Raw genomic sequence first — 13310 nt, forward strand, 5'->3', positions numbered from 1 at the left:
GGTACACAGGGTGACAGGCCCCGCCGATCCGGGGCCGCACCATGGAGAGAGTCAGGAGCGCACGGCCGTGGACTGGTTCACCGCCCCCGGGTACTGGCTGAGCCGGCTGGTCTTCCAGCGGGCTCTGGCCGGCGTGTACCTCTTCGCGTTCCTGACGGCGGCGCTGCAGTTCCGGGCCCTGCTGGGCGAGCGCGGGATGCTGCCGATCCCGGGCTTCGTCGCCCGGGCCCCGTTCCGCCGGGCGCCGAGCCTGTTCCATCTGCACTACTCGGACCGCTTCTTCGCGGGCTGCGCCTGGGCGGGCTGCGCGGTGTCGGCGGCGCTGGTGGCGGGAGCGGACGCCGAACTCCCGCTGTGGGCCGGGATGGCGGTGTGGCTGATCCCCTGGGCGCTGTATCTCTCGATCGTCAACGTCGGCCAGACGTGGTACGCGTTCGGCTGGGAGTCCCTGCTCCTGGAGACCGGTTTCCTGGCCGTCTTCCTGGGCAACGACGAGGTGGCCCCGCCGGTCCTCGTCCTCTTCCTGCTGCGCTGGATCCTGTTCCGGGTGGAGTTCGGGGCGGGTCTGATCAAGATGCGCGGGGACGCCTGCTGGCGCAAGCTGACCTGTCTGCACTACCACCACGAGACCCAGCCGATGCCGGGTCCGCTGAGCTGGTTCTTCCACCATCTGCCGGGGCCGGTGCACAAGGCGGAGGTGGCCGCGAACCACCTCACCCAGCTGGTGGTCCCCGTCCTGCTGTTCGCCCCGCAGCCGGTCGCGACGGCGGCCGCAGCCCTGATGATCCTCACCCAGCTGTGGCTGGTGGTCTCCGGCAACTTCTCCTGGCTGAACTGGATCACCATCGTCCTCGCCCTGTCCGCCCTCCGGCTGCCCACGGACCACACCACCGCGCCGCCCACCCCGCTCTGGTACGAGGTGGCCGTCCTCGCCGTGACCGCGCTGCTCCTCTTCCTGAGCTACCACCCGGTGGTGAACATGGTCTCCCGCCGCCAGGTCATGAACCGCTCCTTCGACCCGCTCCACCTGGTCAACACCTACGGTGCCTTCGGCAGCGTCAGCCGGGTGCGCTACGAGGTGGTGGTCGAGGGCACGCTGGACGACACACCGCGCGAGGGCTCGGACTGGCGGGAGTACGAGTTCAGGGGCAAGCCGGGCGATCCCCGGCACTGGCCGCGCCAGTTCGCGCCCTACCACCTCCGCCTGGACTGGCTGATGTGGTTCGCCGCCCTCTCCCCCGCGTACGCCGGCGACTGGTTCGGCGGCCTCGTGGAACGCCTCCTGGAGAACGACCGCGACACGCTGCGGCTGCTGCGCCGCTCCCCCTTCCCGCCCGACGAGCCCCCGCGCTTCGTCCGCGCCCGCCTCTTCCGCTACCGCTACACCAGTTGGCGGGAGCTTCGGGAGACGGGCGCGTGCTGGGAACGCACGTATGTGAGGGAGTACCTGCCGCCGACGCGGCTGGCGGGGACGCCTCAGAGGCCGTAGACGCGGGCGGCGGTGGTCTCGAAGACGCGGGTGCGTGCGTCGGGGCCGGTCAGCTGGGCGGTCGCGTCCAGGATCTCACGGTAGGTTCCGGCCAGGGTGCACACCGGCCAGTCCGAGCCGAACATCAGGCGGTCCGGGCCGAAGGCGTCCAGGACCGTCTCGGCGTACGGGCGCAGGTCGTCCACGGTCCAGTTGGCGGGGTCGGCCTCGGTGACCATGCCGGAGAGCTTGCAGACGGTGTTGGGCAGGGCGGCGAGGGCGCGTACCGCGGTGGCCCAGGGTTCGAGGGTTCCGGTGGCGATGGGCGGCTTGCCCAGGTGGTCCAGTACGAAGGTCAGCCGGGGGTGGTTCTCGGCGGCCTTGGCGGCGGCCGGGAGCTGGTGGGCCTGGACCACGAGGTCGTAGACCAGGCCCGCGTCCGCGAGCGCGGCCAGGCCCCGGCCGACGTCCGGGCGCAGCAGCCACTCGGGGTCGGGTTCGCCCTGGACCTGGTGGCGGATGCCCCTCAGGAAGGAGCCGCCGGGGAGTTCGCGCAGGCGGGCGAGTTCGTCGGCGACGTCCGGGCGGGTCAGATCGGTCCAGCCGACGACCGCGGCGATCAGTTCGTGGGTGTCGGCGAGGGCGAGGAACTCGGGGGTCTCCTCGGGGACGGTGACCGTCTGGACGAGGACCGTGCGGGTGACTCCCGCCGCCCGTGCCTCGGGGGCGAGGTCGGCGACCGTGAAGTCCCGCCTGAGCGGGCTGCCCTCGGGGATCCAGTCCTGGTCCCGCACCGCGAGGTCCCAGACGTGGTGGTGGGCGTCGATCGTCATGGCAGCTCCCATACGACGGGCAGGCCGGCCTGCGAGCCCGCCTCGGAGTAGTCGTGGACGACGTCGAGGAGCTCGGCCATCCGGGCCTGCCAGGCCACGTTGACCGGGAGCTTGTCCAGCTCCGCGAGAAGACGGCCGTAGTCGGCGCAGTCCAGGACGTGGAAGAGGTCGGTGCCGCTGCGCCAGATGGTCCAGGAGGTGGCCCCGGCGGCCCGGATGGCGTCGGTGAGTTCGACGGGGACCTCGCGGTGGGCGGCCTCGTACTCGGCGACGCGGTCCGCGCGGACCTTGGTGTGCAGGGCGACTCTCATGACGGGTCCTCCGTGGGCACGGGAGCGTCGGCGGGCAGCAGTCCGGTGGCACGCAGCTCCTGCCAGAAGGCGGCGGGGACGTGCGTGGCGAACTGCCGTGCCCCGTCCGCGATCTCGGCGGCCGAACGGGCCCCGACCAGGACGCTCGCCACGGCGGGGTGGGCCGCGCAGAAGGCGAGGGCGGCGGCGCGCAGGGTGGTGCCGTGCTGTTCCGCGAGCGCCTTGAGGCGCAGGGCACGGGACAGCAGCTCGTCCGGCGCCTGGGCGTAGTCGTAGGTGGCGTCCGGTCTCGGGTCGGCCAGCAGACCGGAGTTGAAGGCCCCGCCGATCACCACCGAGGTGCCGCGTGCCGCAGCGGCCGGGAGCAGGTCGGTGAGGGCGCTCTGGTCGAGGAGGGTGTAGCGGCCGGCGCACAGCACCACGTCGACGTCGGTGTCCCGGACGAACCGGGTGAGCATGGCGGTCTGGTTCATGCCGGCGCCGATCGCGCCCACGACGCCCTCGGCGCGCAGCTTCTCCAGGGCCGGGTAGCCCTCACGGAAGGCCTGTTCGGCGTGGTCGTCGGGGTCGTGCAGGTAGACGACGTCGACCCGGTCGAGGCCGAGCCGCTCCAGGCTCGCCTCCAGGGTGCGGCGGATGCCGTCGGCGGTGAAGTCCCAGATGCGGCGGTAGTTGTCGGGCACGGCGAAGCCGTTGGCGAGGTCGTCACCGTCGCCGGGCCCCGGCTCCAGCCTGCGGCCGACCTTGGTGGAGAGGGTGTACGCGTCCCGGTCGTAGGGCCGCAGGGCCTCCCCCAGCCGCCGCTCCGACAGGCCCAGGCCGTAGTGCGGGGCGGTGTCGAAGTAGCGGATGCCCTGCCGCCAGGCGGCAAAGACCGTGTCGTACGCCTGCTGGTCGGGGAGTTCGGTGTAGAGGTTGCCGATCACGGCGGCGCCCAGGCCCAGGGGGCTGACCCGGACGCCGCTGCGGCCGAGGGCGTTCACTGGCCCACCGGCCGCAGCCTGAGGCCCTGCATGCCGCCGTCGACGGCGAGCGAGGTGCCGGTGGTGGCACCGGACAGCGGGCTCGCCAGGTAGGCGACGGCACCGGCGACCTCGGCGGCGGAGACCAGGCGCCCGGCGGGCTGGCGGGCTTCCAGGGCGGCGCGTTCGGCGGCCGGGTCGGGGGCCTTGTCCAGCAGGCGGCCGATCCACGGGGTGTCCGCCGTACCGGGGTTGACGCAGTTGACGCGGATGCCCTCGCGGACGTGGTCGGCGGCCATGGCCAGGGTGAGGGAGTACACGGCGCCCTTGGTGGCGCTGTACAGGGCGCGCTGGGGCAGGCCCGCGGTGGCGGCGACGGAGCAGGTGTTGACGATCGCCGCGTGCGCGGAGCGGCGCAGGTGCGGGAGGGCGGCGCGGGCGACGCGGACCATGCCGAGGACGTTGACGTCGAAGACGCGGCGCCATTCGTCGTCGTCGTTGTCCTCGACGGTGCCCTGGGCGCCGATGCCCGCGTTGTTGACCAGGACGTCGAGGCCGCCGAGCGCCTCCACCGCGCTCCGCACCGCCGCCCGCACGGACGCGTCGTCGGTGACGTCGGCCCGGAAACCGAGCAGCGGCTTCTCGACGGAGGCCGGGTCGAGGTCGAGGACGGCGACCTGGGCGCCGCGCTCGGCGAGGAGTTCCGCGGTGGCCCGCCCGATCCCGGAGGCGCCGCCGGTGACCAGGGCCCTCAGACCCTCGAAGTCGGTCATGCCGCCTGTCCCTTCTGCGTGTCGGGGTCGGCGGCCCAGAAGGTGCCGCCGGGGTAGGTGTACTCCGCGACGGACTCCGGTCGCATGGCGGCCGAGAAGCCCGGCGCGGTGGGTGCCGTGTAATGACCTTCGCGGATCACCACCGGATCGAGGAAGTGGCCGTGCAGGTGATCGACGTACTCGATGACCCGGTCCTCGGTGGTGCCGGAGACGGCCAGGTAGTCGAACATCGAGAGGTGCTGGACGAGTTCGCACAGTCCGACACCGCCCGCGTGCGGGCAGACCGGGACGCCGAACTTCGCGGCCAGCAGCAGGACGGCGAGGTTCTCGTTGACGCCGGCGACCCGGGCCGCGTCGATCTGGACGATGTCGAGGGCGGCGGCCTGGAGCAGCTGCTTGAAGACGATCCGGTTCTGGACGTGTTCGCCGGTGGCGACCTTGACCGGGGCGACCGCCCGGCGGATCGCCGCGTGGCCGAGGATGTCGTCGGGGCTGGTGGGCTCCTCGATCCAGTAGGGGTCGAACTCGGCGAGGGCCTTGGTCCAGCGGATCGCCTCGTCGACGTTCCAGCGCTGGTTGGCGTCGATGGCCATGCGGATGTCCGGCCCGACGACCGCGCGGGCCACCCGGCAGCGCCGGATGTCGTCGGCCAGGTCGGCGCCCACCTTCAGCTTGATCTGCCGGAAGCCGTCGGCGACCGCCTGGGCGGCGAGCCGGGTGAGCTTCTCGTCGTCGTAGCCGAGCCAGCCGGCGGAGGTGGTGTAGGCGGGGAAGCCGCGCTCCAGCAGCCGGGCCCGGCGCTCCTCGGCGCCCTCGCGGCCCCGGCGCAGGATGGCGAGGGCCTCCTCGGGGGTGAGGGCGTCGGTGAGGTAGCGGAAGTCGATCTGGCGGACGATCCACTCGGGTTCGGCGTCGGCGAGCAGCTGCCACAGCGGCTTTCCGGCGCGGCGGGCGGCGAGGTCCCAGACGGCGTTGATCACCGCGCCGATCGCCATGTGCATCACGCCCTTCTCGGGGCCGAGCCAGCGCAGCTGGCTGTCGCCGATCAGGACCTGGAAGAGGGATCCGGGGTCGTCGCAGATCTCGTCGACCGGGCGGCCGAGCACATGGCCGCGCAGCGCGTCGATCGCGGCGACCTGGACGTCGTTGCCCCGCCCGATGGTGAACGTGAATCCGTGCCCCTCGTGCCCGTCGGCCGCGTCGGTGCGCAGCACGACATAGGCCGCCGAGTAGTCGGGGTCCGGGTTCATCGCGTCGGAACCGTCCAGCTCGCGCGAGGTCGGGAAGCGGATGTCGTAGGTGTCGACCGCGGTCACGCGGGCCGGGCTCGGGGACACGGATTGCCTTTCGGTCAGGGGGAGTTCGGGACGCGGGCCGGTCAGTCCTGGGCCCGTCCCGTGGTGACACGGGCGATCATGAGGGCGACGAGGATGATGCCGCCGTAGATGGCCTGGATCCAGAACGACGGCACCTGCGCCAGGGTGAGCAGGTTCTGCACGACACCCAGCAGGAGCACACCGGTCAGGGCGCCGAACATGGTGCCCTTGCCGCCGTCCAGGCTGATGCCGCCGATCACCGCCGCCGCGAACACCGTGAAGATCATGTTGTTGCCCTGGTTGGCGCTGATCGCGCCCACGTACCCGGTCTGCATGATCCCGCCGACCGAGGCGAGGACTCCGGCCACCACGAACACCCCGAGCATCACGCGGTCGACGCGGATGCCGGCGGCGCGGGCGGCGTCGGCGTTGCCGCCGATGGCGTACAGGGCGCGGCCGACCCGGTGGTACTTCAGCACCAGCCCGGTGATCGCGAAGGCAACCGCCGCGAGCCACACCGAGAGCGGGACGCTGAGAAAGGTGGTGGTGGCCAGGGTGAAGAAGCTGTCGGGCATCCCGAACAGGGTCTTGCCCTTGGTGGCGCCGACCAGCACACCACGCAGCACGATCAGCATCGCCAGCGTCACGATGAACGCGTTGAGCTTGAACTTCACGACCAGGATGCCGTTGAAGGCGCCGACCGCCGCGCCGACGGCCAGGATGGCCACCATGGCGAGAGCGGTGGGGAACCCGGTGCCCCAGCCGGACTCGGCCGACGGCAGGACGAGCAGCGCGCCGACGGCGGGCGCGATCCCGACGACCGACTCCAGCGACAGGTCGAACTTGCCGGTGATCAGGACCAGCGACTCGGCGAGCACCACCATCGCGAGGGCGGCGGAGGCACCGAGGATGGAGATCAGGTTGCGCTCGGTGAGGAACGAGTCGTTGACCACCGCGCCGAGCACCATGAGCAGCACCAGGGCGGGGACGAGGGCGAGTTCACGGGCCCGGCGCAGGATGACGGTACGGGCCGGGCGCGGGTCCGGGGAGCGCACCGGCGTGAGCGGCGGGGCCTTGGTCTCAGCCATGGTCCACTCCTTCGGGCATGGAGTCCACTCCTTCTATGGAGGCGATCAGCTCGTGGTCGTGCCAGCCGGCCGGGTGTTCGGCGACGATCCGGCCGTGGAAGAGGACGAGGACGCGGTCGCAGCGGCGCAGGTCGTCGATTTCGTCGGAGACGACCAGCACGGCGGTGCCGTCCTCACGGGCGCTGTCCACCCGGGCCAGCAGCGACTCCTTGGACTTCACGTCGACGCCCGCGGTGGGGTTGACCAGGACGAGCAGCCGGGGGTCGGAGGCGAGGGCACGGGCCATGACGACCTTCTGCGCGTTGCCGCCGGACAGGTCGGAGACGGGCTGTCCGGGGCCCTCGGCGTGGATGTCGAGGCGTTCGATCAGGCGGGCGGCGAAGCGGCGCTTGCGGTCGGTGCCGACGAACCCGCCGCGGCCCAGCCGGTCCAGCACGGTCATGGTGGCGTTGTCGCCGATGCTCATGCCGGCCACCAGGCCCTGCTCGTGCCGGTCGCGGGGCACGAAGCCGACGCCCGCCTTGAGCGCCGCCCGCACGTCACCGAACGGCAGCTGCCTCTCCTTCAGTCGTGCGGTCCCGCCGGCCGGGGTGCGCAACCCGGCGATGGTCTCGGCGAGTTCCACCTTGCCGCTGCCGCTGGTCCCGGCGAGGCCGACGACCTCGCCGCTGCGGACGGTGAGGTCGATGCCGTCGTACGACTCGGAGGTGAGCCCGCTGACGGTGAGGACGACGGGTGCTTCGGCGGCCACCGCGTCCCGTGCCGTGTGCTCCTGCCGGGTGACGGCCTCCCCCGCCATCGCCTCCACCAGGGCGGCCCTGGGCAGGTCGGCGACGGGGGCGGTGGTGATCCAGCGGGCGTCACGCAGGACGGTGACGGTCTGGCAGACCTCGTAGACCTCCTGGAGGTGGTGCGAGATGAACAGGAAGGTCACCCCCGAGTCCTGGAGCGCCCGCATCCGGTCGAACAGCCGCTCGATCTCGCGGTTGTCGAGCTGGGCGGTCGGTTCGTCCAGGACGATGAACCGGGCGCCGAAGCTCAACGCCCGGGCGATCTCGACCATCTGCCGGTCCTCGACCTTGAGGTCGGCGGTGCGCGCCTCGGGGTCGACATGGACGTCCCAGGTGTCGAGGAGGGCCGCCGCCTCGCCGCGCAGTCGCCGCCAGCTGATGAGACCGCGGTGCAGCGGCTGCCGGTTGATGAACAGGTTCTCGGCGACCGTCAGCTCCGGTACGACCGTGGGCTTCTGGTAGACACAGGCGACCTTGCGCCGCCAGGCGTCCCGGTCGGCGAGCGGGGGCGCGGGCTCGCCGTCGAAGCGGACCGTGCCCTCGTCCGGGGCCTGGAGGCCGGTGAGGACGTTGACCAGGGTGGACTTGCCGGCGCCGTTGCGGCCGACGAGGGCATGGGACTCGCCGGGCAGCACGGTGAGCCGGCCGTCGGCGAGGGCGACGGTGGGGCCGTACCGCTTGACGATGTCCCGGGCCTCAACAAGTGGCGTGCTCATTTGACCGTGTTGCCCCAGAGCTTCGGGTCGTCGACGTTGTCCTTGGTGACCAGGGGTGCGGGCAGCTGGTCCTCCAGGATGCCGCTGGGCAGCTTGACGATCGTGGAGTCGTGGTCGGTCGGACCCGGCTCGAACGTCTTCCCCTCCATCGCCGCCTTGATGTAGTACATGCCGTACTTGGCGTAGGCGTCGGCGGGCTGGGAGACGGTCGCGTCGATCTGGCCCTTGCGGATGGCGTCGAACTCCTGCGGGATACCGTCGTTGGAGACGATCACTATGTGCCCGCTCTGGCCGGTCGTCTTGAGCATGCCCTTGGACTTCAGGGTCTGGAGGGTCGGCGCGAGGTAGACGCCGCCGGCCTGCATGTATATGCCCTTGATGTCAGGGTTGGCGTTGAGGAGGGTGCCCAGCTGGGAGGCGGCCGTGTCGGACTCCCACTTGGCGGGGATCTCCAGGACCTTGAGCTTCGGGTACTTCTTCTTCACGCAGGAGCGGAACGCCTCGGAGCGGTCCCGGCCGTTGACCGAGGCAAGGTCGCCCATGATCTGCACGACCTTGCCGGAGGTGACGTGCCCGCCGAGATAGTCGCAGGCCTTGGTGCCGTAGGCGACGTTGTCGGCGCGCACCACCATGGCGACCTTGCCCTTGTCCGGCGCCACGTCCACGGCGACGACCGGCACGCCCTTGCGTTCGGCCTGGTCCAGGCCCGCCTCGATGGCCGCGCTGTCCAGCGGAGCCACGACCAGGCCCTTGACGCCCTGGTTGAGCTCGTTGTTGATGTCGGTGATCTGCTGTGAGGGGTCACTGTTCGAGTTGACCGTCTTCAGCGCGTCCACGCCTTCGGACTTCGCCATCTTGGGTACGTAGTCGTTGTACGACTGCCAGAACGGCGAGGTCAGCAGGGGCAGGATCACTCCGACCTGGCCCGTACCGCCACCGCCCGCGCTGCCGCTGCCGGTGTCCTTCGTACTACCGCAGGCGGCGAGCGCGAGCGAGGCTCCGACGGCCACGGCCGTCGCGCCGATGATCCGGGACCTGTTCCGCTTCCTCAGTGTTCTGCCGGGCATCTGGGCGGCTCCTCATCGAGCGTGTTCGAGCAGATGCCCGCATACTTATCAGACCACTCGGCGAATTCAACACCCCACAGACGCTAATTTTCGGTCGATGAGGCGTCGAACAGGCCGTAGTGGTCCGACCACCTTGCTGGTTAGACTGCGGCGCACCGGCGACAGGAGGAGTGGTGTGGACGAGACGGCACCCCAGAAGGGCACGGTGACGCAGCGCGCCATCGAGCGCATCAAGGCGATGATCGCGGAGGGCCGCCTGGAGCCCGGCGAGCGACTGCCGACGGAACGGGATCTCGCCGCCCAGCTGGGCATGTCCCGCAGCTCCATGCGCGAGGCGATCCGCGCGCTGACGGTCCTGGGCGTCCTGGAGGCCCGGCACGGCTCCGGAATCTACGTCACCCAGTTGGAGGCGGGTGACCTGCTGGAGACGTTCGGCGTGGTCGCCGACCTGTCGCGCGGACCGCAGCTGGTGGAGCTGCTGGAGGTGCGGCGGGTACTGGAGTCGACGGCGACGGCACTGGCCGCGGCGCGGATCACGGCCGATCAGCTGGCCGAGGTGGAGAAACACCTGGTGGCGATGAACGCGACGGACGATCCCGAGGAGATCCTCGCGCATGATCTCGCGTTCCATCGGGTGATCGCGGGTGCCGCGGGTAACGACACGATGGCCGCGATCCTGGAGGGGTTGTCGTCGCGGACGTTCCGGGCCCGGGTGTGGCGGGGGTACGAGGAGGAGGGGGCGTTCGCTCGGACGCGCCGGGAGCACGCCGCGATCCACCGGGCCCTCGTCGCCCGGGATCCGGAGGCGGCGAGGGCGGCGGCGGCCGCGCATGTGGGTGAGGTGGAGGAGTGGTTGCGCGCACAGCTCGGTGCCTAGGGCAGAGTGGCGACCGCGGGTGCGTGGGGGCTGGTCGCGCCCGCGCGGCGGAGCCGCACAGGCATACAGCCCCGCGCCCCTAAAGGGGCGCCAAGCGCAGCGTCTTCAGTTCGAACGGGCGAAGCCGCAACCTGATGCTGTTGCCGACGTGCACCACCTTGTCCGGCAACGGTCGTTCCAGCAGGTCTGTCACGGTGACGTTGCCGATCTCGAAGCCGGCCGTCAGCGTCGCGCGCGCCCTGCCCCCATGAGCCTCGTGGAAGCGGACCACCACGTCGCCGCTCCCGTCGTCCGCCAGCTTCACGGCCGTGATCACCACCGCGTCGTTGTCGACCGTCACCAGCGGGGCCACCTCCCGTGCTCCCGTCACCCGGCGCTCCGGCAGGTTGATCCGCCACCCCTCCCGGACCGCGTCCGCGATTCCCGCGCCCGGTACCAGCGCGTGCCGGAAGCGGTGGACGCCCTGGTCGGTCTCGGGGTCGGGGAAGCGCGGGGCGCGCAGGAGTGAGACCCGGACCGTGGTCGTCGTCCCCTTGTCGCCGTCCGTGCGGACGCTGCGCGTCACGTCGTGGCCGTAGGTCGAGTCGTTGACGACGGCCACCCCCCAGCCCGGCTCGTCCAGGTGGATGAAGCGGTGGTTGCAGGCCTCGAACTTCGCCGCCTCCCATGAGGTGTTGGTGTGGGTCGGGCGGTGGAAGTGCCCGAACTGGGTCTCGGACGCGTACCGTTCGGCGTGCAGATCGAGCGGGAACGCCAGCTTCAGGAACTTCTCCGTCTCGTGCCAGTCCACCTCCGTGTCGATCAGCAGGCGGCGCTCCCCCGGCGAGAGGGACAGCACCTGGGTGACCCGGGACGAGCCGAAGGACCGCACGATCCTGACGCCCTCCTCGTCGGCCGTCAGCTCGTCGGTCTGCGTAAGGTCCGTGACCGCGTTGCGGTAGAAGGCGTCCACGTCCCAGGCGTCCCACATGTTCGGGAAGTCCGGGTGGAGTTGGAGCAGGTTGGCGGCCGTGCCGGGGGCGATGGTCTCGCGGTCGGCGTCGAGGTCGTACGCCGACACGACCAGACCCCGGGCGTCGATCTCCACCCGCAGCAGGCCGTTGGAGAGCACGTGCCCGCCCTCGGGCCGCTGCGACACCGTCACGCCGCCGGCCGGCTGTCCCGGGGCCGCGCCGCCGGCGGCCACACCGTTCCTGCTGTGCGGTGCCGCGTTGAACACCAGTCGCCGGTCCCCCTCGCCCGCCAGCGCGCGCTGAGCCCCGTCGATGATCTCGTTCAGTTCGGCGGCGACGCGCTGATACGTCGCCCTGGCCTCCCGGTGCACCCACGCGATCGACGAGCCCGGCAGGATGTCGTGGAACTGGTGGAGCAGGACCGTCTTCCAGATGCGGTCCAGGTCCTCGTAGGGGTAGGGGAAACCGGTGCGCACGGCGGCCGTCGCCGCCCACAGCTCGGCCTCCCTCAGGAGGTGTTCGCTGTGCCGGTTGCCCTGCTTGGTCTTCGCCTGGCTGGTGAGGGTGGCGCGGTGGAGTTCGAGGTAGAGCTCGCCGACCCAGACGGGCGGATCCGGGTATTCGGCCTCGGCCTTGGCGAAGAAGCCGGCGGGGGTCTCCCAGACGACCGTCGGCGAGCCTTCCAGGTCCCGTACCCGGGCCGCCTTGGCGACCATCTCGCGGGTCGTGCCGCCGCCTCCGTCGCCCCACCCGGTGGGGGCGAGGGAGTGCCGGGCGCGGCCCTTGTCCTTGAAGTTGCGGGCGGCGTGGGCGAGTTCGCCGCCCTTCATGGAGCAGTTGTAGGTGTCGACGGGCGGGAAGTGGGTGAAGACGCGGGTGCCGTCGATGCCCTCCCACTGGAAGGTGTGGTGCGGGAACCTGTTCGTCTGGGACCAGGAGATCTTCTGGGTGAGCAGGCGTGTCGATCCCGCCGCCCTGATGATCTGCGGGAGGCCGGCGGCGAACCCGAAGGTGTCGGGCAGCCAGGCCTCGTCGTTCTCGATGCCGAACTCGTCCAGGAAGAACCGCTTGCCGTGCACGAACTGACGGGCCATCGCCTCGGATCCCGGCATGTTGGTGTCCGACTCCACCCACATCCCGCCGGCCGGCACGAACCGGCCCTCGGCGACCGCCTTCTTCACCCGTGCCCAGACCTCGGGACGGTGCTCCTTCACCCAGGCCCACTGCTGGGCCTGGGACATGGCGAACACGAAGTCCGGCTCGTCCTCGATGAGGGCGGTCATGTTGGCCGTGGTGCGGGCCACCTTGCGGACCGTCTCGCGCAGCGGCCACAGCCACGCCGAGTCGATGTGCGCGTGCCCGACCGCGCTGATCCGGTGGGCGGAGGGTACGGCGGGGGTGGACAGCACCCCGGCGAGACGTGACCGGGCCCCGGCCGCCGTGCCGTTCACGTCCTGGAGGTCGATGGCGTCCAGAGCCCGCTCGACCGCGCGCAGGATCTCGTAGCGGCGCTGCGCGTCGGCCGGCAGCTCCGCCATCAGCTCGCCGAGCACCTCCAGGTCGATGACGAGCTGCCACACGGTCTCGTCGAAGACGGCGAGGTCCATCCGGGTGAGCGTGTACTGCGGCTGGTGCCCGGCGGTGTCCTTGTCGCCGAGCCGGGTGGGAAGGAAGGGGTGGTAGTCGAGAATGACGGGGTTGGAGGCGGCCTCGATGTGCAGCCGTACCGCCTCGCCGCCCGCCACCGGGGCGCCGACGCGGACCCACTGGTTGCGGGGGTTGAGGCCCTTCACCGGGCTGCCGTCGGGCCGGTAGACCAGGCCCTCGCACTGGAAGCCGGGCATGTTCTCGTCGAACCCGAGGTCGAGCAGTGCCTCCACGGTCCGGCCGGCCCACTCCTCGGGTACGGTCCCGGTCACCCGGAACCAGCTGGTGCCCCACGGAGCACCCCACCGGGCGCCCACCGCGATCGGTTCGGGCTCGGCGGCGAGCCCCTCGGCGACCGGCACGGGCTCGCCGGGCGCGTGCCACACCGCCACGTCGAGCGGCACGGACTCGGGGTACACGGCGGGACGGATGCGCTCGTCGAGGACGCGCTTGAGGCGGGCTTCGACCAGGCTGCGGTCGTCATGCATGTGGGGTGCTCCGTTTGTTG

General features: G+C 71.3%; 11 protein-coding genes. 2 read left to right on the forward strand and 9 right to left on the reverse strand.

Annotated elements, in window-relative coordinates; genetic code table 11:
• Window positions 1-67: 67 nt before the first annotated feature.
• Window positions 68-1489 carry a lipase maturation factor family protein gene (locus AB0P24_RS34160; RefSeq protein ID WP_365800904.1) on the forward strand — a complete coding sequence of 474 codons (1422 nt, stop codon included), beginning with the start codon at window positions 68-70 and terminating at the stop codon, window positions 1487-1489.
• On the opposite strand, the gene AB0P24_RS34165 is transcribed toward AB0P24_RS34160, so the two are convergent.
• Genes AB0P24_RS34165 through AB0P24_RS34200 form a run of 8 tightly spaced genes read right to left on the reverse strand, consistent with a single transcriptional unit; the run spans window position 1477 to window position 9325 of the window.
• On the reverse strand, window positions 1477-2301 hold the full coding sequence (locus AB0P24_RS34165) for an amidohydrolase family protein (RefSeq protein ID WP_365800906.1): 825 nt from the start codon (window positions 2299-2301) through the stop codon (window positions 1477-1479). The two genes, AB0P24_RS34160 and AB0P24_RS34165, sit on opposite strands and share 13 nt — an antisense overlap.
• Window positions 2298-2612: an L-rhamnose mutarotase gene (locus tag AB0P24_RS34170; protein ID WP_365800908.1), complete on the reverse strand. Its 315-nt coding sequence runs from the start codon at window positions 2610-2612 to the stop codon at window positions 2298-2300. Before AB0P24_RS34170 ends, AB0P24_RS34165 begins: the two co-directional genes overlap by 4 nt.
• Window positions 2609-3595: an aldo/keto reductase gene (locus AB0P24_RS34175; protein ID WP_365800910.1), complete on the reverse strand. Its 987-nt coding sequence runs from the start codon at window positions 3593-3595 to the stop codon at window positions 2609-2611. The genes AB0P24_RS34170 and AB0P24_RS34175 overlap by 4 nt, the downstream gene beginning before the upstream one ends.
• Window positions 3592-4347 carry an SDR family oxidoreductase gene (locus AB0P24_RS34180; protein WP_365800912.1) on the reverse strand — a complete coding sequence of 252 codons (756 nt, stop codon included), beginning with the start codon at window positions 4345-4347 and terminating at the stop codon, window positions 3592-3594. The genes AB0P24_RS34175 and AB0P24_RS34180 overlap by 4 nt, the downstream gene beginning before the upstream one ends.
• Window positions 4344-5684 carry an L-fuconate dehydratase gene (locus AB0P24_RS34185; protein ID WP_365800914.1) on the reverse strand — a complete coding sequence of 447 codons (1341 nt, stop codon included), beginning with the start codon at window positions 5682-5684 and terminating at the stop codon, window positions 4344-4346. The genes AB0P24_RS34180 and AB0P24_RS34185 overlap by 4 nt, the downstream gene beginning before the upstream one ends.
• Before the next feature lie 41 nt (window positions 5685-5725).
• A complete protein-coding gene (locus tag AB0P24_RS34190) occupies window positions 5726-6751 on the reverse strand; it encodes an ABC transporter permease (protein ID WP_365800916.1) in 1026 nt (341 codons plus the stop codon).
• Window positions 6744-8258 (reverse strand): sugar ABC transporter ATP-binding protein, encoded by a 1515-nt coding sequence (locus AB0P24_RS34195; protein WP_365800918.1) that lies wholly within the window; start codon window positions 8256-8258, stop codon window positions 6744-6746. The genes AB0P24_RS34190 and AB0P24_RS34195 overlap by 8 nt, the downstream gene beginning before the upstream one ends.
• Window positions 8255-9325 (reverse strand): sugar ABC transporter substrate-binding protein, encoded by a 1071-nt coding sequence (locus tag AB0P24_RS34200; RefSeq protein WP_365800920.1) that lies wholly within the window; start codon window positions 9323-9325, stop codon window positions 8255-8257. The genes AB0P24_RS34195 and AB0P24_RS34200 overlap by 4 nt, the downstream gene beginning before the upstream one ends.
• 175 nt (window positions 9326-9500) lie before the next feature.
• Here AB0P24_RS34200 and AB0P24_RS34205 point away from each other — a divergent pair, with 175 nt between their 5' ends.
• Complete coding sequence (locus AB0P24_RS34205; RefSeq protein ID WP_365800922.1) at window positions 9501-10202, forward strand: FadR/GntR family transcriptional regulator; 702 nt, start codon at window positions 9501-9503, stop codon at window positions 10200-10202.
• A 79-nt stretch (window positions 10203-10281) separates the two neighbouring features.
• Here AB0P24_RS34205 and AB0P24_RS34210 read toward each other — a convergent pair whose 3' ends face one another.
• Entirely contained in the window at window positions 10282-13290 is a 3009-nt protein-coding gene (locus AB0P24_RS34210; protein WP_365800924.1) for a glycoside hydrolase family 38 C-terminal domain-containing protein, read from the reverse strand.
• Window positions 13291-13310: the final 20 nt, after the last annotated feature.

Origin of the sequence: Streptomyces sp. NPDC086519 (genome assembly GCF_040686075.1) — a bacterium.
GTDB lineage: Bacteria > Actinomycetota > Actinomycetes > Streptomycetales > Streptomycetaceae > Streptomyces > Streptomyces shenzhenensis.

Coding starts and splice junctions, on each gene's coding strand:
- AB0P24_RS34170 (WP_365800908.1), bottom strand. CDS start 2,612: ATGAGAGTCGCCCTGCACACCAAGGTCCGCGCGGACCGCGTCGCCGAG.
- AB0P24_RS34180 (WP_365800912.1), bottom strand. CDS start 4,347: ATGACCGACTTCGAGGGTCTGAGGGCCCTGGTCACCGGCGGCGCCTCC.
- AB0P24_RS34210 (WP_365800924.1), bottom strand. CDS start 13,290: ATGCATGACGACCGCAGCCTGGTCGAAGCCCGCCTCAAGCGCGTCCTC.
- AB0P24_RS34195 (WP_365800918.1), bottom strand. CDS start 8,258: ATGAGCACGCCACTTGTTGAGGCCCGGGACATCGTCAAGCGGTACGGC.
- AB0P24_RS34190 (WP_365800916.1), bottom strand. CDS start 6,751: ATGGCTGAGACCAAGGCCCCGCCGCTCACGCCGGTGCGCTCCCCGGAC.
- AB0P24_RS34165 (WP_365800906.1), bottom strand. CDS start 2,301: ATGACGATCGACGCCCACCACCACGTCTGGGACCTCGCGGTGCGGGAC.
- AB0P24_RS34200 (WP_365800920.1), bottom strand. CDS start 9,325: ATGCCCGGCAGAACACTGAGGAAGCGGAACAGGTCCCGGATCATCGGC.